This window comes from Priestia megaterium, from assembly GCF_009497655.1.
Lineage (GTDB): Bacteria > Bacillota > Bacilli > Bacillales > Bacillaceae_H > Priestia > Priestia zanthoxyli.
In genome coordinates this window covers 3228904-3252986 of sequence record NZ_CP023317.1, presented here as the reverse complement: position 1 = coordinate 3252986, position 24083 = coordinate 3228904, and the positions used below count along the sequence as shown (strand labels likewise).

25 protein-coding genes and 1 other RNA gene are annotated in these 24083 nt (G+C 38.0%); 14 read left to right on the top strand and 12 right to left on the bottom strand.

Annotated elements, in window-relative coordinates:
• Positions 1 to 281: 281 nt before the first annotated feature.
• Positions 282 to 917: an FMN-dependent NADH-azoreductase gene (locus tag CEQ83_RS16580; protein ID WP_028414603.1), complete on the bottom strand. Its 636-nt coding sequence runs from the start codon at positions 915 to 917 to the stop codon at positions 282 to 284.
• Between the two features lie 30 nt (positions 918 to 947).
• The gene (locus CEQ83_RS16575) at positions 948 to 1265 is read right to left on the bottom strand and encodes a winged helix-turn-helix transcriptional regulator (RefSeq protein ID WP_013058076.1); all 318 of its coding nucleotides are present in this window, start codon (positions 1263 to 1265) and stop codon (positions 948 to 950) included.
• 220 nt (positions 1266 to 1485) lie between these two features.
• Between CEQ83_RS16575 and CEQ83_RS16570 the strand changes: the two genes are divergently transcribed.
• The 6 genes from CEQ83_RS16570 (at position 1486) to CEQ83_RS16545 (ending at position 7388) form a co-directional block, all read left to right on the top strand.
• Complete coding sequence (locus CEQ83_RS16570; RefSeq protein ID WP_013084095.1) at positions 1486 to 1728, top strand: spore germination protein; 243 nt, start codon at positions 1486 to 1488, stop codon at positions 1726 to 1728.
• A gap of 214 nt (positions 1729 to 1942) precedes the next feature.
• Entirely contained in the window at positions 1943 to 3292 is a 1350-nt protein-coding gene (locus CEQ83_RS16565; protein WP_028414602.1) for a glycosyltransferase family 2 protein, read from the top strand.
• Between the two features lie 127 nt (positions 3293 to 3419).
• Positions 3420 to 4040 carry a polysaccharide deacetylase family protein gene (locus CEQ83_RS16560; protein WP_028414601.1) on the top strand — a complete coding sequence of 207 codons (621 nt, stop codon included), beginning with the start codon at positions 3420 to 3422 and terminating at the stop codon, positions 4038 to 4040.
• A 287-nt stretch (positions 4041 to 4327) separates the two neighbouring features.
• Positions 4328 to 4897, top strand: a complete 570-nt coding sequence (locus CEQ83_RS16555) for a LemA family protein (RefSeq protein ID WP_028414600.1) — start codon at positions 4328 to 4330, stop codon at positions 4895 to 4897.
• The gene (locus CEQ83_RS16550; RefSeq protein ID WP_155017408.1) at positions 4897 to 5619 is read left to right on the top strand and encodes a TPM domain-containing protein; all 723 of its coding nucleotides are present in this window, start codon (positions 4897 to 4899) and stop codon (positions 5617 to 5619) included. Before CEQ83_RS16555 ends, CEQ83_RS16550 begins: the two co-directional genes overlap by 1 nt.
• Before the next feature lie 398 nt (positions 5620 to 6017).
• Entirely contained in the window at positions 6018 to 7388 is a 1371-nt protein-coding gene (locus CEQ83_RS16545) for a DUF2254 domain-containing protein (protein ID WP_047750403.1), read from the top strand.
• A 37-nt stretch (positions 7389 to 7425) separates the two neighbouring features.
• Here CEQ83_RS16545 and CEQ83_RS16540 read toward each other — a convergent pair whose 3' ends face one another.
• Both CEQ83_RS16540 and CEQ83_RS16535 read right to left on the bottom strand, forming a co-directional pair.
• Complete coding sequence (locus tag CEQ83_RS16540) at positions 7426 to 8730, bottom strand: aldehyde dehydrogenase (protein WP_028414597.1); 1305 nt, start codon at positions 8728 to 8730, stop codon at positions 7426 to 7428.
• Between the two features lie 60 nt (positions 8731 to 8790).
• Positions 8791 to 9417, bottom strand: coding sequence for a nitroreductase family protein (locus CEQ83_RS16535; protein ID WP_081732904.1), 627 nt, complete (start codon positions 9415 to 9417; stop codon positions 8791 to 8793).
• Positions 9418 to 9866: 449 nt separating this feature from the next.
• Here CEQ83_RS16535 and gdh point away from each other — a divergent pair, with 449 nt between their 5' ends.
• Together gdh and CEQ83_RS16525 are read left to right on the top strand one after the other, a co-directional pair.
• Positions 9867 to 10652, top strand: a complete 786-nt coding sequence (gdh, locus tag CEQ83_RS16530; protein ID WP_028414595.1) for a glucose 1-dehydrogenase — start codon at positions 9867 to 9869, stop codon at positions 10650 to 10652.
• A gap of 142 nt (positions 10653 to 10794) precedes the next feature.
• The gene (locus CEQ83_RS16525) at positions 10795 to 11784 is read left to right on the top strand and encodes a DUF4003 family protein (protein ID WP_028414594.1); all 990 of its coding nucleotides are present in this window, start codon (positions 10795 to 10797) and stop codon (positions 11782 to 11784) included.
• Positions 11785 to 11921: 137 nt separating this feature from the next.
• Here the strand turns inward: CEQ83_RS16525 and CEQ83_RS16520 are convergent, their stop codons facing one another.
• The 3 genes from CEQ83_RS16520 to CEQ83_RS16510 all read right to left on the bottom strand — a co-directional run bounded on the left by CEQ83_RS16520 (position 11922) and on the right by CEQ83_RS16510 (position 15521).
• The gene (locus CEQ83_RS16520) at positions 11922 to 12683 is read right to left on the bottom strand and encodes an MBL fold metallo-hydrolase (RefSeq protein WP_028414593.1); all 762 of its coding nucleotides are present in this window, start codon (positions 12681 to 12683) and stop codon (positions 11922 to 11924) included.
• Positions 12684 to 12827: 144 nt separating this feature from the next.
• Entirely contained in the window at positions 12828 to 14408 is a 1581-nt protein-coding gene (locus CEQ83_RS16515; protein WP_028414592.1) for a histidine kinase N-terminal 7TM domain-containing diguanylate cyclase, read from the bottom strand.
• A 294-nt stretch (positions 14409 to 14702) separates the two neighbouring features.
• Positions 14703 to 15521: a histidinol-phosphatase gene (locus tag CEQ83_RS16510; protein ID WP_028414591.1), complete on the bottom strand. Its 819-nt coding sequence runs from the start codon at positions 15519 to 15521 to the stop codon at positions 14703 to 14705.
• A gap of 248 nt (positions 15522 to 15769) precedes the next feature.
• Between CEQ83_RS16510 and rnpB the strand changes: the two genes are divergently transcribed.
• Together rnpB and CEQ83_RS16500 are read left to right on the top strand one after the other, a co-directional pair.
• Positions 15770 to 16158, top strand: an RNA gene (gene rnpB, locus CEQ83_RS16505) — RNase P RNA component class B.
• A 221-nt stretch (positions 16159 to 16379) separates the two neighbouring features.
• Positions 16380 to 16769: a VOC family protein gene (locus CEQ83_RS16500; protein ID WP_028414590.1), complete on the top strand. Its 390-nt coding sequence runs from the start codon at positions 16380 to 16382 to the stop codon at positions 16767 to 16769.
• Positions 16770 to 17097: 328 nt separating this feature from the next.
• On the opposite strand, the gene CEQ83_RS16495 is transcribed toward CEQ83_RS16500, so the two are convergent.
• A complete protein-coding gene (locus CEQ83_RS16495; RefSeq protein ID WP_098112413.1) occupies positions 17098 to 17970 on the bottom strand; it encodes a LysR family transcriptional regulator in 873 nt (290 codons plus the stop codon).
• Between the two features lie 139 nt (positions 17971 to 18109).
• Between CEQ83_RS16495 and CEQ83_RS16490 the strand changes: the two genes are divergently transcribed.
• Complete coding sequence (locus tag CEQ83_RS16490) at positions 18110 to 18685, top strand: LysE family transporter (RefSeq protein WP_098112412.1); 576 nt, start codon at positions 18110 to 18112, stop codon at positions 18683 to 18685.
• A 215-nt stretch (positions 18686 to 18900) separates the two neighbouring features.
• Here CEQ83_RS16490 and CEQ83_RS16485 read toward each other — a convergent pair whose 3' ends face one another.
• Complete coding sequence (locus CEQ83_RS16485) at positions 18901 to 20118, bottom strand: MFS transporter (RefSeq protein WP_098112411.1); 1218 nt, start codon at positions 20116 to 20118, stop codon at positions 18901 to 18903.
• 253 nt (positions 20119 to 20371) lie between these two features.
• On the opposite strand from CEQ83_RS16485, the gene CEQ83_RS16480 reads away from it, so the two are divergent.
• Entirely contained in the window at positions 20372 to 21256 is an 885-nt protein-coding gene (locus CEQ83_RS16480; protein WP_028414586.1) for a LysR family transcriptional regulator, read from the top strand.
• Positions 21257 to 21288: 32 nt separating this feature from the next.
• Here the strand turns inward: CEQ83_RS16480 and CEQ83_RS16475 are convergent, their stop codons facing one another.
• Positions 21289 to 21840: a MerR family transcriptional regulator gene (locus CEQ83_RS16475; RefSeq protein WP_028414585.1), complete on the bottom strand. Its 552-nt coding sequence runs from the start codon at positions 21838 to 21840 to the stop codon at positions 21289 to 21291.
• A 345-nt stretch (positions 21841 to 22185) separates the two neighbouring features.
• Between CEQ83_RS16475 and CEQ83_RS16470 the strand changes: the two genes are divergently transcribed.
• Positions 22186 to 22512, top strand: coding sequence for an MGMT family protein (locus tag CEQ83_RS16470; RefSeq protein WP_028414584.1), 327 nt, complete (start codon positions 22186 to 22188; stop codon positions 22510 to 22512).
• Positions 22513 to 22534: 22 nt separating this feature from the next.
• Here the strand turns inward: CEQ83_RS16470 and CEQ83_RS27645 are convergent, their stop codons facing one another.
• Both CEQ83_RS27645 and CEQ83_RS16465 read right to left on the bottom strand, forming a co-directional pair.
• Complete coding sequence (locus CEQ83_RS27645; RefSeq protein ID WP_260503756.1) at positions 22535 to 22669, bottom strand: hypothetical protein; 135 nt, start codon at positions 22667 to 22669, stop codon at positions 22535 to 22537.
• Between the two features lie 108 nt (positions 22670 to 22777).
• Positions 22778 to 23395, bottom strand: coding sequence for a LysE family translocator (locus CEQ83_RS16465; RefSeq protein ID WP_028414583.1), 618 nt, complete (start codon positions 23393 to 23395; stop codon positions 22778 to 22780).
• A gap of 137 nt (positions 23396 to 23532) precedes the next feature.
• Here CEQ83_RS16465 and CEQ83_RS16460 point away from each other — a divergent pair, with 137 nt between their 5' ends.
• Entirely contained in the window at positions 23533 to 24078 is a 546-nt protein-coding gene (locus CEQ83_RS16460) for a helix-turn-helix domain-containing protein (protein ID WP_028414582.1), read from the top strand.
• Positions 24079 to 24083: the final 5 nt, after the last annotated feature.

The following is a 24083-nucleotide window of genomic DNA, read 5'->3' as shown; positions in this document are numbered from 1 at the left end:
TCAGTTTGGAGTGTGATTTTAAACGTTATTTATCTAGAGGAACTATCTTTTTTTGAAGATGGATAATTAAAAAAAAGAAAAAGAAAAATTATATATTTTTGTTTCATGCGTTATTAATAGTAACAAAAAATAACAGCGTTTAACCGTTTGTTTAACATATATTTTTAGCGCAAAACGAGACAGAAAGAGAGGAATATTTCAAGGGAAATATAATGTAGCGAAGAGGAAAGAAAAGAAAAAGACCCCGGTCAGCTTCGAGGTCTTTTTGATTCTTATTGAATTTAAAACGTTTTGGCCATTGAATGTGCTTTTTGGAGTGCTTTTTCTTTAATTTGCGGAATTTGATCCGGGAATTTTACTTGCCCTTCAATAATAATGCTTTCAAACGCTTCAATACCAAAGAAGTCCATCATGATTTCTAAATAGCGGTGGCCCATTTCTCTTGCCATTTCTGGGCCTTCTGAATACACGTCTCCGCGGGACTGAATGTGAATTGCTTTTTTTCCTTTAAGCAATCCCTGAGCGCCTTCTTTTGTATATGTAAAGGTTTTACCTGACACGGTAATCGCATCGATGTACGTTTTCATGATCGCAGGAACGGAAAAATTCCACATTGGCGTGACAAAAATATATTTGTCAGCAAGTACGAACTGTCCGCCTAGTTCGGCTAACCGTCCCACTTTTAATCGTTCATCCGTTGATAAATCCTGGATGGAGGAGTGAGAACGAAGCTTTTTCCATCCGTTAAATACGTCTGCATCTAAGTATGGAATATCTGCTTGATATAAATCTAAATGAACCACATCATCTTCTGGATGTGTTTGCTTATACACGTCAATAAATTCTTTCCCTACAGCCATGCTAAGCGATTCGTCTTCAGCTAAAGGGTGTGCAGTAATATAGAGAACATTTGCCATGATGCTCATCCTTTCTATGGAGTAGTTTTATTAATCTTGGACCCAGCTTTCTGCCCACTGGCTAATCGGTCCTAGTATTTTACCTAACTCTGTTCCTTTTTGAGTCAGCGAATATTCAGAACGAATAGGGCGGTCGGGAATGACATTTCGGACAACGATTCCGTGGTCTTCAAGCTCTTTAATCCGTTCTGTCAACAGCCTTCTGCTTAAAGCTGGTATACTTTCATTTAATTCACTAAAGCGTTTAGGACCGCTCATAAGCACATAGATGATTAATCCTGTCCACTTCTTGCCAATCAGTTCGAAACTTTTTTCTACTTTAGGTTGAATATCTTTTGGTTCGTCCATATTACGTATCCTCCTTCAAACAATATGGATGAAAAATAACTTATGCATTTATTGTAACAGAAAAAGCGTAAAAACATGTGGAAACTTTGGGTGAAGCAGGGTGAAATGAATAAATTCACTAATGTTTGTACCTTGCCTTTTGTTTTATAAAAACTTTTCACACATAGGCTTGTCACAACATATGATGTACAAATTCTCTTTAAGAAAAGGTGGTATGGTCATGGCAGGAGTTATTAACATCTGTAACACGAGAATTAATGGTATGGCAAGAAATGGATCGATGAATTTTGGAGAAGTTCTTCACAACGGACACACAGCGGATGTTAAATCTGTTGGAATCAACTCAACCTATGGAGACATTTCAGCTGCTTGTGCGCGAATGAAAAATACAAATATGGATGCAGATATATTTGATCAAACGGCTGTTGCAAATATTGATGGGGTATATGGAAATCAGCTATAAAAGGAAGCTGCTTATAACACATGAAGTTGTAAGCAGCTTTTTTATACTGAGAAGTAGAACACTTATTTATGATAAGAGAATATGTTTCTAATTCAATAGAACGATCTACTAAAGTTCCCGAATCTATTATATACGCCTTTTCCAAAAAAAATTATATATTGTACAAGCACCCGGTCATTTATTGAATAGTATATAGAGGAAAAACAAAGAAAGGATGATTAAAATAGAATTATATGATTCCTATTACAACCGTTCCGATGGAAAATACTATATTAAAAAGAAAAAAAAGAGTCCAAATCCCTTAAAAGAGACCAAAAATAAAATAAATAAAGCAGACCATTCATTATATAGTATGAGTATAAAAAATAATCACAAACATCCTATTAAAGTTAGTATCATTATGCCTACGTATAATAAATATCATCAAACCTCTCTCTCGCTTTATAGTTTATCAAAACAAACGTTTCCTCAAGCTGAGTATGAAGTCATTTTAGTGGATGATGCTTCTTCTGATGATACGCCCAATATTTTTAAAGAAGCTGATGTCCCGTTCAAATTTAAGTATATCCGCATGAAACAAAATAAAGGACGCTCCTCTGTTCGCAATATAGGAATTAATCATGCTGAAGGGAATCTTTTAATCTTTTTAGATGGAGAAATGCTAGCGCCGCCTTCTTTTATTAAAAATCATTATAAACATCATATGCACGAATCAAATCTCGTGGTTACCGGTGCCATGCATTATGAAGGAGTCTACACATTTATTATGCCAGACTATAATGAAGATCAAATGGCCCACTTAAAAGAACTAGTCGGTAGGGATCCTGAGTATAGAAGATCGTATGAAAACTATGAACAGACGAAGTGGCATTCAAACGTTCCTTATCCTCTTGTAACAAAAGAAGACATTGATACAAACCGTTTTCAACGTTTATCATTTCCTAATCGCTATTTCCTTAACAGCGGGCTAAAACATTTCGGTGAGCGACTTGAAGGGTTTACACTACCTTATATTGCATTTTTAAGTGGAAATGTATCAGTAAGAAAAGAGAACTTAAAAAAATCCGGTCTTTTTGATGAAACGTTTGTTGGCTATGGGGCAGAAGACTGGGAGCTTGGATATCGTTTGTATAAAAATGGTGCACAATTTGTTTTAGATCCCTCAACAGTTGCTTATCATCAGGAACATGGGATATCGAAGCGAAAAGTGAAAGAACAGTGGGGAAATCACTATCGCTTCGTTAAAAAACATCCCAATATAGACGTTCTTATCCTCTCTCTTGAATGGAAAGAGCTTCCGTTTATGCATATGCATAGAACATTAGTTGAATATAAAGCGCTGGAGCAGCGTTTTCCTGATGAATATAAGGAATTTAAACATGCTTTTCGCGTCATGCTGTATAGAATCATTGAATATTTAAATAGTGGACAGCCCGTGACGAAACTTTACGATCTCCCAGGAGGATCAGATGAAAGAATAAAAATTATTCAGCAGTTCGAAACACTGCGCCCTCGCGGATTTGACTACTTGGCGAGTTCTTTTGAACAAATCTATTACCTATAGCGCTATTACATGCAGAAAAAGATATAACATCATCTCTTAAAAATTGTCTCGTCGTAAAAGCCCCTCAGCTTACACCCACAAATTGAGGGGTTTATTTCTATATCTATTTTATATAAGGGGAGAAAACATGAATCAAAATTCACCAAAGTACGTTGCGTTAACGTTTGATGATGGCCCCTCAGCTTACACGGCTGCAGTTTTAAAAGTTCTAAAAAGATATCATGTACGTGCGACCTTTTTTGTCGTTGGTTCGGAAGTAGAAAGATTTCCAAAGCTGATCCAACGTATTCATAGAGAAAAGCACGTAATTGGAAATCACACGTGGAGTCATCCTGATATTACAACTCTTTCTAAGCATGAGTTGTGGAAAGAAATCATTTCTACAAATGCTCAAATAGAGAAAATCATCGGTTATTCTCCCAAGCTGTTTCGTCCACCTTACAGTTCGATAAATGATACAGCTCTTGCTGCCATTAAGGAATTGGGAATGACGTCTGTTCTATGGAATATAGATAGCCAGGATTGGCGTGAAGAAGATCCACTGGCCATATACAAACATACGATTAAAAATCTACAAGAAAAGAATCTTATTGTCATGCACGATGGGGATCGATACGGCAGCGGAGCGCGAGACCAAATTGTTACTTCATTGCCGAAACTCATTAAGTATTTAATAAAGAACGACTATCAATTTGTAACGGTTCCTGAATTTCACCGAGTCGCATACAAGATTGAAGGTTGGTCTTAAGTAGAAAAAGGAATGGTTCTTAGCCATTCCTTTTTTAGATGTATGAAATAAGATAAAATGGATAAGGATTACATGTACTAGATTATAGAAAGACTAGATAGAGAATCGTGTTTGAGAAATGAGGAGTTTGCGATGAGAGTAGTATAAAAGTATTTCAACTTATAGAGAGAGTGATCGTTAAAACATGTGGTCATCATAAATAAAATTGGCAAAAAATGAATCTTTTTAGGGTATGATTCGTACTAGTAAATAGATACATAATTTTGATGAAGAAAAGAGGTAATACATTGAGAAACAAAGGTTTGATTGCTACGATTGTTGTGTTAGTGCTTATTGTAATTTACGGAATAAGCTCTTACAATGGCCTCGTTAGCGCAGAGGAAGATGTAGATAATAAATTTTCCCAAGTGGATAACCAACTAAAAAGACGATCTGATTTAATTCCTAACTTAGTGGAAACGGTAAAAGGCTACGCTAAGCATGAACAGGAAGCAATTGATTCAGTCACTCAGGCAAGAGCGCAGCTAGCGGGAGCGAAAACGCCTGAAGATAAAGCTGATGCAGATCAGCAATTAAGCGGCGCGTTAAATCGCCTGCTTGTAGTGGTTGAAAAGTACCCAGACTTAAAAGCGAACGAAAACTTCAGAAGCTTAATGGACAGCTTAGAAGGGACAGAAAACCGACTCGCTGTAGCCCGTAAAGACTATAACGATGAAGTTGCGAAATACAATAAATCCGTTAAGAGATTTCCTAAAAGCATGTTAGCGGGTACGTTCGGCTTTGAAAAAAAGTCATATTTTGAAGTAACAAATGAAGAAAAAGAAGCGCCGAAAGTTGATTTTGGGAGCGATAAGTGATGAAATTTCTTGCTTCGTTTGCTTTATTATTATCTCTTTTATGTAATACCGCAAGCGTTGCTTTTGCTGCACCTGATATCCCAAATCCGGTAGGCGATATTTACGTTCAAGATTTTGCTCATCTGTTAAATGACCAGGAAAAAGCGGATTTCAATCAAATGGGCAGAAAGTTAGATGATGAAACGAAAGCTCAAGTAGCGATTCTGACCGTGAATTCATTAGGTGATTCGGATGTAGAAGAGTACGCAAATGAAGCGTTTCGAAAGTACAAACTCGGTGATAAAAAGCTGAACAATGGCGTTCTTATTTTGCTCGCTAAAAAAGAACAAAAAATCCGAATCGAAGTAGGGTATGGGTTAGAAGGAGCTATCACCGATATCAAATCTGGAGAAATCATTGACTCTTATGCTATTCCTAACTTAAAAAACGGCAAATACGATACGGCGCTAGAAAGCACATACAAAGCTGTTTATAACCAAGTCGTAAAAGAGTATGATTTAGGAACAGATTTTGAACAAAAAGTGCCAAAAGCAGCTCCTCCTTCTGATAGCGGTGTTCATTTCACACCCCTTCAAACGCTGCTGATTGCAGCTGTTGTTGTGGGCTTGCTTATCCTTGACTTTGTCTTTTTTAAAGGAGCCATCACTCAATTTCTGCTAAACTTCCTTGTCATGTTTGGAGGAAGAGGCGGCGGAGGTGGCGGAGCGAGCCGAGGCTGGTAAAAAGATAAGAGTTAAAAGAGGCTGAGATAAAATTAGGTTAGTTGAAAGAAAATCCGAACGAGATGGATTCTTGATTGAGAATCCAACGCGTTCGGATTTTTTGTTTGTATGGTGAACATAGCTTTCATATCTTCATTCAGTTCCTTCTAGCAGTTGATTGGAGGGCGAGGCGAAGACTCCTGCGGGGAAAGGCTCACCGGCCGCGTCATGAGCGGTTCAGCTCATGTATTCTATTTGTACTCATTTAGATGAAATAATTAGGGGTATCTCAACCTCTTTTTTGCGTTGTGTGCCTATATCTTAAAAAATAGATTTTTTCCATTGTATAAGCATAATTAGAAAAATTAAGGGAACTAAGAAAAAAGTTAGAGATTTACAAATAAAAAGGAAGGTTTTATATGAATACATTTAGATGGATAGCTGCAAGGAAACAGCTTTCTCCTCGCGCGTTTAAAGATGAGTTAACTAGTCAAATCTGGTTTAGTCCCTTAATTTATGCTTTCTTTTCTGTTCTTTTAGCTGCACTGACGCTGTTTCTTGACTATTATTGCAAAGTAGGAGAGAAGGTCCCTTCATTTTTTTCAATCAACATGGATTTAACGAATACGTTAGTGAGTACGATTATGCCCGGGATTTTATCGATTACCACATTTACCTTTAATTTAATGCTTGTTGTGTTTACATCATTTGCAGCTCAGTTTTCTCCTCGCGTGTTAAAAAACTTTGCTTCTTCTAAGTCTACTCAGCGAATTTTAGGTATTTTTATAGGGAGTTTTTTGTATACACTTTTTGTCTTTCTATTTTTAAACAGCTCTCAAGTAGACGGATATTTTGCGATTCCCTTTGTGACGACAGCCCTTTCTGTTTTTAGTGCGGGCACGTTTGTCTACTTCATTAATCATTCTGTTAAGTGGCTGCAAGTAAATCATATGACTCAATCGATGAAAACAGCGTCCATAAAAGCGATTAAGACAACGATTCGCGAGGAACTGGAGATTCATCGAACGCAGTCTAGTCATAGCGAACAATTTTCCTTTCCAGAAGGAGAGAAAAAGCCGGTATGTATTCAAACATCTGGCTATATTCAAACGTTGAACTACAGCCAATTGATTCACTGTGCCAAAGAGCATAATTTAGTGATAAAAATGGAGCGTGAAGTAGGGGATTATGTGCTCAGCGGAACCGTATTGTTTTATTATTGGCATAGAGATTCGACAGAGCACGATGAAATGGATTGCACCGTCTTTCACCAATATATCCATGTAGGGAAATCCCAGACTGATATTCAAGACACGACGTATATTATTACCAAGTTTGTGGAGATGGCGATTAAATCACTAGGAAATGATGACTTCAAAACGGCAGTTAACTCCATTCACCAAATTAGCGATATTCTTCGGGAAATTTGTGCCGCGAGTCAATTTTCTTCTTACTTAGTTGATGATAAAGGCGTGATACGAATGGTGATCCCTGACAAAAAGTTTGAGGACTTTTTATATGATGGATTTGCGAATATCCGGCACTATGCGAGACGGAATATTATCATTACGATGGAGCTGCTCAAAACGCTTGGAAATCTCGCTGAGGCCATTGGGCCAGCTTATTATGACGACATCTGGGAGTTCGCCGTCTACATTTCTAAAGGCTTTGAAGAAGAGTATTTATTTGTTCAAGATAAAAAATATTTTTTACATATTCTTTGCGATTTAGCGGTTTCCACAAAAAAAGAAGAGCAGTATGAACAAATCGCCAAACAAATGAAAGAATAAAAAAAGCCGAAGTCAGACGCTGACTTCGGCTTTTTCTTTATTTATTTGAACGTTTTAAGATGCTTTTAGCATGTGAAAATGTATCAAAGCTTGCTTTTCCGTGATACGCACCCATTCCGCTGTCACCAACGCCGCCAAATGGAAGGTAGTGAGATGTCATATGGTTAATTGTATCGTTAATAGAACCGCCGCCAAATGACACGCTGTTTAAAATGTGATCTTGAACAGCTTCATCTTCAGAGAAAAGATAAAGTGCTAATGGTTTTGGACGTTTGACGATTGCTTGGATTACTTCTGAGATTTCATCGTATACGATGACTGGAAGAATTGGTCCAAAGATTTCATCTTGCATCACATCATCTTCCCATGAGATGTTGTCAAGAACAGTTGGTTCAATAAACAGACGAGAACGATCCGTTTTGCCTCCAAAAACGATATCTCCGTTTGTTAAGAAGCTGCTAAGACGATCAAAATGCTTTTCGCTCACTACGTGAGGGAAGTCTAGGTTTTGTGAAACATCTTCACCGTATGTGTTTGTTACGACTGCTTTTAGGTTAGCTAGCAGCTCGTCTTTTACATTTCGCTGAACAAGAATGTAGTCTGGCGCTACGCAAGTTTGACCAGCATTTGCAAATTTACCACGCGCAATGCGTTTAGCTGCTTCTTCAATATTAGCATCTTCGTGTACAATTGTAGGACTTTTTCCGCCTAGTTCTAGCGTAACAGGCGTTAAATGTTTAGCTGCAGCTTCTGCTACAATTTTGCCGACCATTGTACTTCCTGTAAAGAAGATGTAATCAAAGTTTTCTTTTAGTAAAGCCGTGCTTGTTTCCACTTCACCTTCGACTACAGTCAAGTATTCTTCAGGAAAGTTTTCATTAAACATCTTAGCAAGAAGGCTTGACGTATGAGGTGTTAATTCAGAAGGTTTTAACACCACGCAGTTACCTGCAGCAATCGCGCCTACTACCGGTGAGACAGCAAGTTGGAACGGATAGTTCCAAGGTGCAATCACTAGAGCTAAACCGTATGGATCTTGATAAATGTAGCTTTTTGCTCCAGCGTGAGTAGATGGTGTTTCTACTTCTTTTGGCGATGCCCATTCTGCAAGATTCTCAACTGCAAAGTCGATTTCGCTTAGCACAAGACCAACTTCTGCACGTTTTGCTTCCATTTCTGGTTTGTTAAGGTCAGCTTTTACTGCTTTTAAAATGTCCTCTTCATGACGCACCACAAGTTCTCTTAATTTTTTTAGCGTTTCGATACGGAACGCAACGTCTTTTGTTTTACCGCTGTTGAAGAATGAAAGCTGTTTTTTTGTAAGTTCTTGATAGTTATTCATCAGAAAGTCTCCTTTTACTTCACATTTTTAGCTCTTTACTTATTGAATAGAACTAGCTGCTTATTTCCAAGTCGTAACCGTATTGACCGGTAAACGGTAAGAAGCATGGCCTTCGCTTGCTGCTTTTCCGATTGAGATAAGCATAATTGGAAGATAACGTTCTTTATCTAGACCGAATGCTTCTGCAATTAAGTGTTTTTCGTATCCGCCAATTGGATTTGTATCATACCCGTGAGCACGAGCAACAAGCATAAGCTGCATAGATACAAGACCTGAATCGATCAGCACGATGTCTTTCATATCTGCTTTTGGCATGTTTTCGTAAATCGGCTTAAAGAAATTTAGCTGCTGTTCTTTAATGTCTTGAGGCATATAGCCAAGCTCTACGGCCTTGCCGAAAATCTCATCTGCATATTCAACGTTATTCATATCACCAAACACGGCAATAACAGCTGAAGATGTATGAACTTGTTCACTGTTAAATTTCGCAAGTTCAGCTAGCTTTTCTTTTCCTTCCGGCGTTTCAATTACAACAAAGCGCCACGGCTGCATATTAACAGAAGAAGGAGCGCGCATAGCTTCTGTAAGAATTTCCTCCATTTCCTCACGGCTAATTTTTATTGAAGGATCATATTTTTTAATTGAACGACGTTTTAAAGCAATTTCGTTAAAGTCTTTTGTAGTCATAGTCATTATTCCTTTCTTTTTAGGCGTTAAACATATTTATTGTCATTTCCATATTTTTGATTGTGGACAATTGTTTGACATATCAATAATTGATACATCAACAATATAATACATTGATTTAAGAATTGCAAGGGAAAAAGTTTAAACTTTTGAAGTGGTGTGAATTGGAAGTGTGAAGAATCATTCTCCAGTGAACAAACAACTATAAAGAGAGTAAGGAAAAAAGAAATGATAAAAATGATCAAACAAAAAGTTTGACTACTTTATTTCTCTTGGTTACGATAAGTAACGAAAAGAAACAAAAGTGAATTTGTTACTTTTTAAATGAATGACAGTTTGAGAAAGAAGAGATAGAAAAATGTTTATTCTCTTTTTAAAACTTAAACTGTATCTATAATTAATACAGTATAACAAGACATATCACGCAGGAAAAGTAGGAGGACTTCAAGATGTATACAGATTTAAAAGGTAAAGTAGTAGTTGTAACAGGTGGATCAAAAGGATTGGGTCGCGCAATGGCCGTTCGTTTTGGTCAAGAGCAGTCAAAAGTAGTTGTAAACTACCGCAGCAATGAAGACGAAGCGCTAGAAGTGAAAAAAGAAATTGAACAAGCTGGCGGTCAAGCAATTATTGTTCGAGGCGACGTAACAAAAGAAGAAGACGTTGTGAACCTTGTAGAGACAGCTGTTAAAGAATTTGGCACATTAGACGTTATGATTAATAATGCTGGTGTTGAAAACCCGGTTCCTTCTCATGAATTATCATTAGAAAACTGGAATCAAGTAATCGACACAAACTTAACGGGCGCGTTTTTAGGCAGCCGCGAAGCGATTAAATATTTTGTTGAAAATGATATCAAAGGAAACGTTATTAACATGTCTAGCGTTCACGAAATGATTCCTTGGCCATTATTTGTTCACTATGCAGCAAGTAAAGGCGGCATGAAGCTAATGACGGAAACATTGGCTCTTGAATATGCACCAAAAGGAATCCGCGTGAATAACATTGGACCTGGGGCAATTGATACACCAATTAACGCTGAAAAATTCGCTGATCCAGAACAGCGTGCAGACGTAGAAAGTATGATTCCAATGGGCTACATCGGTAACCCGGAAGAAATCGCGTCAGTTGCAGCATTCTTAGCATCATCACAAGCAAGCTATGTAACAGGTATTACATTATTTGCGGATGGCGGTATGACAAAATATCCTTCTTTCCAAGCGGGAAGAGGTTAATAAATAGAACTGAACAAAAAAAGACCTCGGAATATTCCGAGGTCTTTTTTTTGCAATAAATGCGCAGAATATTTACCAAATATTGAAACTTTTGTTGAAGTGTTACGTATATAAGCTAACACCTAATAAAGGACGTGTTGAGATGGTGCCAGGGAATATTCAACAAAAAATAAATCAGTATAGAGATTTTTATATCAGCTTAAAAAATGAGCTCAAATGGAAAGCGGCAGATCACAAGCAGTTTATGGCTATCGCTTCTATGTATGCAGTGAAAGGTAAACCGCTCAAGCTTCAGGATTACCTCGAGTTAAGCGACTATATCAAAAATCAAGTAGGGATGTTTTCTACGTTAAAATCATCACAGCGTTTTACAATAGCAGCTATGCTTGATACTCGCTATGAGAATCCAAAAGAAACGTTTCATGAGTTTCTTGACGTATATGATCAATTGATACAAGGCGGATTTACGAGAGGCGCGTTTACGTACATTGCGGCTTCGGCTATGCTGTCGAATGAGTCAAGCCGAAGTCATAAAGAAATGGTCCGAAGATCCGCAGAAATTTATCAAGGCATGAAAAAGAAGCATCTTTTCCTTACTTCAAGCGGCGATGTACCTCTTGCCGTTCTATTAGCTGAAACGAGCGAGTCTACTGATGATCTCATGCATGAAATTGAACACTTCTATACAACATTGGCGCAGCATGGATTTAAAAAAGGAAATGACCTTCAATTTTTAAGTCATATTCTCTCAATCGATAAAAATTTAGATGCAGATACACTTATTGAAAGATGCGTATCAGTAAAAGAAGCCTGTGAATCGGCAGGTATGAAAGTAAAAGCGATGCACTACCCGGTCATTGGCTTATTAGCACTGTTTGAAAAACCAGAAACTGAAATTGAACTTATCCATGAAGTAGTGAAACAGCTAAACGCAGACAAGCTTTTTAAATGGCAGAAAGACATCAATGTTATGCTGGGGGTTAATTTGGTTATCAGTGAAAAACTGAAGGATTCTAGAGTGGTCGAAACGGGCATCTATACAACGATTGAAACCATTATTCAAGCTCAGCAAGCAGCTATGCTAGCGGTTATTGCGAGCACTTCAGCAGTTGCTACTACGACTACTACTTGATAAATTAAAGAGCTATAAAAGAGAGAGGGAGACATAACTACATCAATGAAAAAATCCGAACGAGTTTAATTCTCACCCAAGAATCAAACTCGTTCGGACCTTTCCTCAACTTAAATACTTTTGTCTCATCTTCTCTCTTAAAAAGTATAAACCTCGCCATCATCTGGAACAAAGACGCGGGACGCCATATCTTTTTCGTTGATAAAGCTTTTTAACTCTTCTCTTGATAGCGCCCAGTGATTTACAGCTTCCATATGAACAGAAAGAATCGTAGCATGAGGGGCCACTTTGTGTACTTCGTAAATATCTTCTTTCCCCATCACAAGAGAACCGCCTTCTAAAAACTGATTATCGCCGCCGTTTACGATAATGACATCCGGTTGATGGGTGTTGATTTCTTCTTCAACAGCGGAATACCATACCGTATCTCCAGCTACATAAAGCGTTTTTTTGCTCTTGTGTTTAAAAACAACGCCGCATACTAAACCAGTACGCTTTAAAATTTCTCCTCTTCCGTGTTCACCTTTTGTTTTGGATAATTGGATGCCTTCAAAGACCGTGTTCTTTGTTAGTACTTCTACATTTTTAAAACCATCAGCTCTTACTACTGCGGCATCTTCTTCATTTTGAACGAACATTTTGATATCGTTTGGCAACGCCTGTTTAGCGGCATCGTCAAAATGGTCCAAATGAAGGTGAGTGAGAATTACGGCATCAATACCCTCAATAATCTCTTCAACGGATAACGGTAAGCTTACTAAAGGATTGTTTTGATCTTGTCTGATCGAATTTGGGAAAGGAGGGTACGTTCCTTTCTTCGCTAACATGGGATCAATTAAAAACGTTTTTCCCCCGTATTCAACAAGTAAAGTGGCATTTCGAATATGTGTAATCTTCATCTCTATCTCTCCTTTTTTTGATCTACATATAGTTTATAGGATAAGCTGTTTTCAAATACATAAACAAAATCAAGTCTTTTCGCACTTTTACTTGATAAATGAAAGAATATTAGTCAAAAGCAAAAAGAACCGAAACAGTGCTGTTCAGGTTCTTTTTAGTATTTCTTTTTTCTCTTCATACACACGTACTTGGTTGCGGCCGTTTTGTTTGGCAGCGTACAGGGCGATATCTGCTTTATTCAACAGCTCATCTAACGTTTCATTTTCTTGTTTTTCCGCTTGTGCTACTCCAAGACTTAGCGTAACAGAAATGGTTTCTTCATTAATCAGTAAGGGGTGAGTCTCGACGTGACGGCGAATTTGCTCAGCAAGCGTTTCACCTTGAGATAAAGTATAGCCCTTTAGCGCGAGTACAAATTCTTCACCGCCGTACCGAGCAAAAAGGGCTCCTTGTGATAATACGGACTGGCAGGCTTTTACGACATGTACAAGCACTTGATCGCCGGTATAATGGCCATACGTATCGTTCACTTTTTTAAAATAATCAATATCAAGTAAAAAAAGTGTAAAAGAAGATGCGGACTTTTTTACTTCATCGAACGCTTGCTTGCTGTGCTGAAAAAATGCCCTGCGATTATAAATTTGCGTCAGCTCATCGTAATAAGCTTGATTTTCAAGCTTTAGCTGAAGTCTTTTTAGCTCCGTGATATCCGTAAAAATAAGCAGCAAGCCGTGACTGTTGTTAGCATACTGCAAAGGAGAAGTGCGAACTTGATACGTATACGGAGATTGATCCTCAGAAAAAAGCTGCAGCTCTTGACTGCTGTTTTTATTTTCGAATGCAAAAGGAAATGAACTGCCCGATAGCGTCCCCCAAATATCAGCAAAATGTTTTCCAAGCATCGACTTTTTTAGCTGCGGAAACATGTTTTTAGACGCTAGATTAAATTCAATTAGTCTGTAGGATTCATCAAGCACGATAACACCGTCATTGATGCTGTTAAATATCGCGTCTTTCGCAACGGGCATGACTGTAAACATACGCGATGAGTTAATGGACCATAAATATAAAAATGAAGAAACCCATAAAACCATCGGAACTGGATCAATTCCCTGCGGCGTAAAGCCCATTAAATAGATAAAAGCTGTGACGATAGGGACTAATTGACCGACCATTAATGAAATTAACTGCAGGCGATAAGCTTTGGCTGTTTCTTTCCAGCGGTAAACGGCGAGCAAAAAAGCAACGAACATAGACGAAAAGATGAACATGCCGTGAATTGTGTACCATGGTCCAATTTCTTGATGAACGTAAGGAGCACCTAGAACGGGATCAATTTCAAACACGCGGTAATGAAGGTGATGCCAGTCATTTGTTGCGACCATAATCAAACTAATAAAAGGAATGATAAAAAGGGTGAAAATATGTTTTTTCCTTACTTTTATGCCGACATACTGCATAACAAACAGCAGTCCTGCAGGAGGCGAAAAAGGCATGCCCACGTATTGAATAGCGGTCCAAAATTTCATTTCTCCGAGGTTAACGGATAGTAAGCTAAACGCCGCACCCATACAATAAATAGTAGTGAAACCTGTATGAAGAATAAATAAATGCGCAATGTTAGCGTAGTGGTGACGCTTAATAAATACGTAAAAACATAAGTATAGATTAAGAACACCAGACGTGCAGATAAGCGTTATATAAGCTGTTAAATCTAAATTCACAATTGTATCCCTCATTAAGAAAGCATTTTTAGTTAAATGTAGCACAGTTGAAATGAAATGTGGATATTTTATGTAGGAATTTAGTAGTGTTGGAGATAGTAGAGGAACTATAAGGATAGGTCAGGACGATGAAAAAATGACGCCTAAACAACAAGTAATTGAAACGAACAGAGAAGATTTATCTTCATCTACAAAAGTCAAAGTTTCTCAGTAAAAAACACATGCCTGAAAACACGAGATGTTCCTTCATCTGCGTGTCTTCAGGCATATTTTTATTGTGAGTCTATTTAAGTTTTATAAAGGTGTCATCTGCATTTTTTTCTGTCTAAAAAAGACCCAATCCGTAAAGCCGATTTCTTTAAGACGCTTTTTTACTAGTTCAAAGTCGTCGCCAATACGCTCTAGGTCATGAGCATCAGAACCAAATGTAATGTGTACCCCGTAGTGCAGGGCTCTTTCTAAAATATCGTCTGCAGGATACCAGCCTCCGCAGTCTTTGGTTTTGCCTGATGTATTCACTTCTATAGCAATGTTATGTGCCGAAATCACTTTTAGCGTCTGATCAATGACAGCTGTCTCGATAGAAGAAAAAGAGGGATAGAATCCTTTCATGGCATCAATATGGCCAAGGATTTGAAACATTCTGCTCCGGGCGGATTCTTCAATTAATTGATAATACGTTTCTTTCGTGCGCTGCTTTTCTTTTTGAGAAAGCCCTTCCCAACGCGTTTTATGAAAGATACTGATTTCATCAACTTGATGAACAGAGCCGATTATGTAGTCAAACGGATATTTTTTATAGTAGCTCTGATATATTTCCGCATGCTCGGGAAAGAAATCAGACTCCACGCCTAACAGCACTTCAATTTTCTGTTTATATTCTTCTTTTAGTTTCAAAATCTCAGCTACATATCCGGAGAATGCGCTTTTTCCCATCGCAATGTGAGGAAACGGCTGGTCTTCTTCGCTCGCAAAATAAGGAGAATGATCCGAAATCCCAATGATATCAAGGCCTTTATCAATAGATGCCTCTATATAATCTCGAATTGTTCCGCGAGCATGTCCGCATCGGTCGTGATGGGTATGAAAATCAAATTTTAACTCAGCGTTCATGTTTCATCACCTCTGTCATCTTTTTATGTGGTTTATAGAATATTCTACAAAGAAACAAAGTATCCCCCGTAGAAATGGATGAAGAGAACATTTCTTGAATTTGCTTGTAATTCACCTACTAAAAAGAGTGTACAGAAACAAGTTATTTTATTTAATTTGCTGTAAAAATTGAATTGGAATCCATACCAAAAGTTACATTTGATTCGGCAAGCTAAAACGCATATACTACTCATACACGATCTGAAATAACGTTCAGGTAATTGCTGCATCATTTGATGTAGAGGAAAGTCCATGCTCGCACGGTGCTGAGATGCCCGTAGTGTTCGTGCCTAGTGAAAAAATAAGCTAGGGCAGCTTGGCTTATAGCTTAGCTGACGGCGGGAAAAACCACCTAAGTCCTCGGATATGGTCGAGTATCCCTGAAAGTGCCACAGTGACGAAGCTTTGCTGGAAACAGCAAAGGTGGAACGCGGTAAACCCCACGAGCGAGAAACCCAAACAATGGTAGGGGAACTGTCTTGAAGGAATTTAACGGAGAGACGGACGATTACATGCGTAATCGTAGATAGATGATTACCGCCTGAGTACGAGATTAAAATCGCTTGCAGTACAAAGGTACAAAACATGGCTTATCGAACGTTGTTGAAACAGAGACTGACTATAAAATACGTAACCAAAACAAACCAATGAGGTTTGTTTTTTTGTTTGTTATTTTTCAACTCATAGCCGACTCATTGATAGAGTGCTTGAATTTTTTTAACCATAGTATCAGGATTCAAGGTATATGGAAATACATATTGCCTAAATTGCGGTATAGTTTACTTGTACTTACTAAATACGGGGAAAGGGAGAAGATCGATGATTAAAAAAATGGAGCATACAGCAATTATTGTTGGAAATATGGATGAGACGATTCACTACTACTGTGATATGTTTGGCTTTAAAGTTCGCCTTCAAGGATCTACCGAAAAAAGAGAGATGGCTTTTTTGTATCTTGAAGAACAGCCGGGGATCGAAATTGAGCTCATTCGAGATATTGATCCAATTGGCGAATACAACAAAAGCGGGATTGTTAACCATCTTGCCTTTACGGTAGAGGATATAAATAAGGCGATTCAACATTATAAGAGCAAAGGAATTGAATTTTTATCATCTGAGCCTCAGCCAACGCTTGAAGGCGGACGTATGATTTTATTTCACGGACCAAATGAAGAATTGCTGCAGTTAGTAGAAAGAGTTAAACTCTAAAAAAGGTTACTTTAAAGGGGTACATACAATAAAGAATGTGTTTTGCAGTCAGGTTTTTAATAAAATAGCCTTGCCAAAATACACCTATAGCTAACACGAACGCTATTGATAGCAAGTAGACAGTAAACTTAGGTCATAGATTGGCATCAGTTCGTTCCACGTATCATTATATAAAAACGGCTTGTATTCATCTAGAAATTTACCACTTTTAACTTGGTTTCGAGTATGTGCTGTGATAAAAAAACTGGCCCCTCTAATTAGAATGACTGACAACTGGAGGGGCAGTTTTGTATGCAAAAAAGTTTATTAATTTTTATCGAGGCCGTGTTTATACGGATTCTAGAGTTAACTCAATAAATTTTTCAACAGCAGGAGATTGCCACTTTTTTGACTTGACGAGTAGATGCGAGTAAAAGGGCACAAATTGTTCATTGTGTTCAAGAATGTTTAATAATCCTTTTTCAACCTCATTTTTTACGGTGATATAAGGAAGTACAGAAAACCCTAATCCGCTCATTACCGACTGTTTGATTGCTTCTAAACTCCATAGCTCCATTGTTTGAAATTTAGGCAGTTTATGAGCAGCCAGATACTTTTCAAACATCGAACGATAACTGCATCCCTCTTCGTTTGTTATAAAGAAGTCAGTAGTTCTATCGGTTTTATAATCATCAAAGTGCTGATTTTTATCCGGGCTTGTAATTAAAACAATTTCTTCTTTATGCAACTCATGATGAATGAAATTATCTGCTTCTAATTTTGGCCAAACCATAAACGCAACATCAACATCTCCGCTCATAAGATCTGTTTGATTTTGCCCGCAAGTTCCATTGCTTAATATAACCTTAACATCGGGATACTTAGTTGAATATTTTTTTAGAATAGGTCCTAATCTTGAAATAGTTAGGGACTCAGGTGCAGCAATTTTCAGCTCGCCGCTGACCTTATTATGAGTTTTCAGATGAGATATACGTTTATACGTATATAACAGTTCGTCGGTTAAAGGTATTAATTCTTTTCCTAGAGCAGTCAATTTTAACTCTCGTTTAGTATAAGTGAATAACTCTCCGCCAACTTCGCGTTCTAATGCTTTAATATGAGAAGTGATAGTTGACTGAGTATAGCCTAATTTTAGAGCCGCATTTGTATAGCTCCCCACATCGATAATCGTTCGAAACGTAGTAAATTGTCGTATCTCCATTGGTCATAAACTCCTCTTATCTATTTAAAAAAACGATAGTAGTTATTTGTTATTTCAATTTTACCGATAGATAGGCTTATATTACAATGAAGCACGTAACTCATTCAACAATTTTTTAGTAAGAGGAGAAATTAACTATATGAATTTTACAGCATTCCTTTCCTATTTAATTATTACATCTTTTACTCCAGGCCCAAGTAATATCTTGGTAATGAACGAAGGGAGAAGGTTTGGATTCAGAAGATCCCTACGCTTCAGCGGTGGAATTATGTTGGGGTTTATTATTCTAGGTGTAGTAACTGCATTATTAGCAACAAGTCTGTATCAGTGGATACCAATGGTAGAACCTTACTTTAAGATCGTTGGTGCGGCCTATTTAGTTTACCTAGCATGGCAAATGGCTTTTTCTAAGAAGAAAAAAGAGGATGATTCCTGTACACATTCTTCTTTTTTTTCGGGGCTGTTTTTTCAAATTCTCAATGTAAAAAGTATTTTGTATTTTTTAACGGCCATGACAACTTTTGTGCTCCCTTATGCTAATTCAAAACCAGCTGTACTCTTTTTGGTGTGTCTAACGATATTTATAGGGTGCACCGCATTGCTACTGTGGACTGCATTTGGTTCTGTATTTAAAAAACTATTTGCAAAATATGATAAAAAAATAAATGTAATAATGTGCGTGTTGCTTATTTATTCGGCAATTGTAATTTTCTAAAACTTGCTTGTTTATAAATTCATCTTGTATTAAATGGTGAAATGTGCGCAAAAGAATCAACTGCAAGAGGTAAGTAGGATTTAGGATAAATAAGTAATATAAATAGTTACATAATGACTGCATCAAAAAAGACCTTTTTTAGGGGGTCTTTTTTGATGTGTATTTTTCTACTTCTTGATCTAGATAATAGGACATCCCAATTAGCTTTCCTTCATTTAATAACTTTCCTTAACATTTGTAACGCGTCTTGCCTTTACTGAGCTTTTTAAAAGAAAACCGGAAAGGATAAAAGCAATCAGTAAAAAAACAATAATCATACAAATAAGGCCTTTCCAGCCGAACATCGACCAAAAGACTCCTCCGAGCGTTCCGCCTACGCTTGACCCCGTGTAATATAGAAACAAATAAAGTGAAGAAGCCTGAGCTTTATTTGTTAAAGCGCGCTGACCTACCCAGCTGCTGGCAATCGAATGGCTGCCGAAAAACCCAAACGTAAACAAGCCCAAGCCAGCTACTTTAGCAAGTAAAGCAGGATCTAACGTTAAAATCACACCAGCTAGCGTAATCGAAAGGTTGATCATAAGTATTTTTTGTTTTCCGTAGCGGTCTACCAGTCTGCCGGTCCACACCGAACTAAACATTCCGATAATAAGAATTAAAAAGACCCAGCTGACAATCGTTTGGCTTAAGGAATAAGGTGGAGCCGTTAGTACATACCCAATATAGTTAAATAAGGCGACGTTGCTGCCTAACAACAAAAATCCTAAGCCATATAAACAAACTAACCTCGGATCTTTAAGATGATCAAGTAACGATTTCCCTAACTTTCCAACTTCTAATTTACGAGATTGAAAGTGCTGTGAAGGAGGGAGGCTAATCCAAAAGATAACGGTCGCTGCTATACTTATAATACCAATTCCTGCTATTGCACCGTGCCAGCCGAAATACTCACTAAGCGTTCCGGAAATCACTCTTCCGCCAACGGCGCCAATTGCATTGCCGCTTATATAGAGGCCCATTGCTGAACCAAGGCTTTTAGCTTCGATTTCTTCCCCTAAATAAGCCATTGCCACTGAAGGTAGACCGGCTAGTGTAATTCCTACCATTATTCGGAAAAATAGCAGAATATGAAAAGTAGGGCTCCATGCAGTCAACAGGCATAATAAAGAAGCGGCAAGCATGGAATAGACCATGACAGGCTTTCTTCCCCAAACTTCCGATAGCGAACCGAAAATAAGCATACTAATAGCCAAAGCTATGGTTGTAACGGAAAGTGATAGGCTAGAAGTTGTTGGAGAAATATGAAATTCTTTTGTGAACGCCAGCATTAAAGGCTGTGCGCAGTATAAAATCGCAAATGTATTGAACCCGGCTGCAAAAAATGCAAAGCTCGTTTTGCGAAAAACGGGCGTTCCTTTTTTTATGTAACTCATAGAGCAACCAGCTTACGCTTTCTCAGATGTACGATACGTTTCATAACAAATCCTTCTTTCTGCTAGAAAATGATGATTATAAAATTTTGTAGGAGCTGTATACAGCAGTCGTTAAAAGAAACTAAAAACATCCTCGAGTATGTTTCCATTTTTTATCGTAACACCTGCTATTTATAATGTATAATTCATTATAATCATATTTTTCATACATCTATGTAATGAGTAGAGCCGCTTGATAAGGAGATGGTACAAAGTGGAATGGCAGCAGTTTAAATATTTTCAAACGCTAGCACGTACGCAGCATATGACGCGCGCAGCAGAAGAGCTGTTAATTACGCAGCCTGCGCTCAGTCGTTCAATCGCTCGTTTTGAAGAGGAAGTAGGAGCACCGCTATTTGACCGGCAAGGACGTTCCATTATATTAAATCAATATGGTAAAGTTTTTTTAAAGCGTGTAGATAACATAATGAAAGAATTTGATAAAGGACAAGAGGAAATTCAAGCGCTGCTAGATCCTGAAAAAGGGCAGGTGTCACTTGGATTTTTACATACGCTCAGCACGGATTTGATTCCAGATTTAATCGCTTCGTTTCGCAGTTTATATCCTAAGGTGAATTTTCAACTGAGGCAAAGTCCTTCGCACGTGCTCCTTGAACAGCTGGAGCTCGGCGAACTGGATCTTTGTTTGATTGCGCCGATGGAAGAGAAATCGTTCATTAAATGGCAGCATCTTTGGAGTGAAGAGCTGTTTGTAATCGTACCGAAAAATCACCGGTATGCTGATCGTGAATGTATTGCACTAGAAGAAATTGCTGAGGAATCATTTATTCACTTAAAAGAAGGCTTTTCTCTTCGTCTTACGTTTGAGCAGTTATTTGAAGAGTCAGGAAGAATGCCTCACATCATGTTTGAAGGAGAGGAAGCTGATACCGTAGCAGGACTAGTAGGAGCCGGCTTAGGAATTTCTATCCTTCCAGATTTACACGGAATAGATCAAAGCAAAATAGTGAAAATCCCATTAGCTAAAGCCAACTGCCACCGAGTAATTGGACTAGCATGGATTGAAGGAAGATATCTATCGCCGGCTGTTAAACAGTTTAGAAACTTTGTTTTACATAAATTCCATGACCAGAAATAAAGGTGTTTTTTAACCTAGGCTCGTATACAAGCTTAGTCCTTTTTTCGTTTGAATAACCGTTTTAAAATCGATCTCTTTTTACCTACTACGCTGCTTTCTTTTGAAGCTTCTACTAATTCTGAAATGGCCTGCTGTTCACGCAGACTTTTACGCAAAGATTGAATAAGCTGCTTATCTTTTTCCTGAAGAATTTGTTTTGTATCAGGCTCTTGTTGGGGTGAAGGCTGTACCGGCTGTTCGGGAGGTGTCGGCTGCTGGTCATCGGCTTCGGGCTGGTCATCGGCTTCTGCTGTGTTCTCTGTGTCCTCTTTGTCTTCGTCTAGAGACACGGCAGCTTGATCCTCGCTTGTAGTCAAAGAGAATTCTTTTTGCAGCGCTTCATTGATTTCTTCTGCTTGACAGCCTTCATCATAAAGCTGCTTAATTTTCAGTAAAACGGTCGCAGCTGCAGCTTCATATTGTTTTGGTCGATGATCTTCTTTTTGTATAAAGAAATCTTCGAATTTATCTATGTATCTTCTGATAGTTGAAGTAGGAATACTCGTTTCTTCAGATAATTCTTTTACACTAAGCCATTTTGTCATTTTCTCACCACTTTTTAAATGATTACTTATTCGTCAGCATCAATTTGAAATTGTACTAGTATCTACTGTTTATCTTATCACGTAACGCTTCTACGTACTTTGCTGTGTTGATTTCTGTAACGTTTTTATAATCACAGTGTCATAAATAAGGGATAAGCTGCCACTCGCGCAAAGATTTGCTAGTTGAAGAATAGGAAATACAAGCATTTACCTGAAGAATGTTGCACAATGATGAGCGTACTTCTTATGTATTATCTTATAATGTTGCTGAAGAAAAATCGAGTGATTACTTCACTGTTTATTAATTATGGTAATGTTGTACTAAAGAATAAAAGGAGGGGCAGCATGAGTTTTACAGAGCGAACAGTAGCACTTATTAAACAAATTCCTCATGGGAAAGTCATGACATACGGACAAATTGCCCGCCTGGCTGGAAGCCCTCGAGGTGCAAGACAAGTTGTACGAGTACTGCACTCAATGAGTAAGAAACATAATCTTCCTTGGCACCGAGTCATCAATTCCAAAGGAGAAATTGGATTTAAAGATGAAGAAATGCATGTTGTCCAAAAACTTTCACTCGAAGCGGAAGGAATACTCGTTTCTTCGGATGGAAGACTTGATCTTAAAGTCTATCTCTATGAACCTGACGTGCATAAACAACAATTGAGATAAATGATTGAGTATGAATTGCTTGTTACACGTCTGTTGATTTCCGTGCAAGACTTCGCTTTCCGCAGACGGCCGATGAGCCTCCTCGTCGCTTGCGCTCCTGCGGGGGCTCATCTATTCCGCTTTTCCTGCAGGAGTCTTCGCCTTGCCCTTCAATCAACGGCTAGAAGCACCTGCATTTACCCTATTAATAAAAAAATCCGAACGAGTTTGATTCTCCATCAAAAATCAAACTCGTTCGGAACTTTCTTCAACTAACTTATTTTTGTTATTTATGTTTTTCAAAAGCGAGCTTTAATCCAAACCCGATTAACACGACGCCCGTTGCTTTATCCATAAAGCGCTGCACGCTAGGTGTTGTAAGCCATTTTCGTAAATAGTTAATAAAAAAGACGAATACGAAAAACCACGTGATAGCCAGGATCGTATACGTTATTCCCATAAGAAGCAATTGAAGCGTTACGTTTTGATCGCTTTGAACAAATTGAGGTAAAAAAGTTAAGAAAAACACGGCTACTTTTGGATTAAGTACATTTGAGACAAGGCCTTGACGAAAAGCGGATGTTTCTTTTGACTTTTCCTCTTTTACAGAAGAAGATGCATTGCTTTTTTTAGAAAGGAAGGCCGAGATGCCTAAGTACATTAAGTAAATGGCTCCTGCGTATTTTACGATTTCAAATGCCAAAGCTGACTGAAGGAGAAGAGCCGATAAGCCAAACGTGGCGGCGAGCGTATGAACTAAAGAGCCGCTCGCTAAGCCTAATGCCATTTTATAGCCGCCCGTTTGTCCGTCTGCCATCGTTCGTTTCGTGATAAGGGCGGTATCGATACCAGGGCTCATAATAACAAACAATGTAAGAACCAAAAAGGTCAAGATGTCATTCATTTTTTTCTTCCTCCTCGCTGTGATAAAATTAAAATATACTTTATTTATTAAATATAATTTAACACACTTAACTCAGTTTATTAAGTTTAATTTAATAAAATTAAATATAATTAAACATCTTTTACGGAGGAATCATCATGGAAAACATAGATATTGGAAAAAAAGTAGAGAAATTTCGAAAAGAAAAGGGACTAAGCAGTCGTGAATTAGCAAAATTAGCGGATGTCACGCCGTCTATGCTAAGTCAAATTGAACGAGGGTTAGCTAATCCGTCTATTTCAACGCTTAAGATTTTAGCTAAATGCCTCGACGTGCCTACTTTTAGCTTTTTGCTTGAAGACATAAATACCTCTCATTTAGTCGTACGGTCAAACGAGCGTAAAACGATGAAGGTAAAAGAGTTAACGTATTCGCTAGTATCACCAGATTTTACTGGAAATCTAGCTACGGCGATTATGGAAGTCCCTCCCATGATGTCTTCATCTGAAACTCCTTTAGCGCATAAAGGGGAGGAAGTGGCATACGTTTTAGAAGGAAAAATTAAAGTGTATTTGGACGAGGAAGTATACGTGCTAGAAAAAGAAGATAGCGTCAAAATCCCTTCGCATCTTAAGCACAAATGGGACAATCCGTTTGATGAGAAAGCCGTTATTTTATTTTCCGTTACGCCGCCGGTATTTTAAATTTA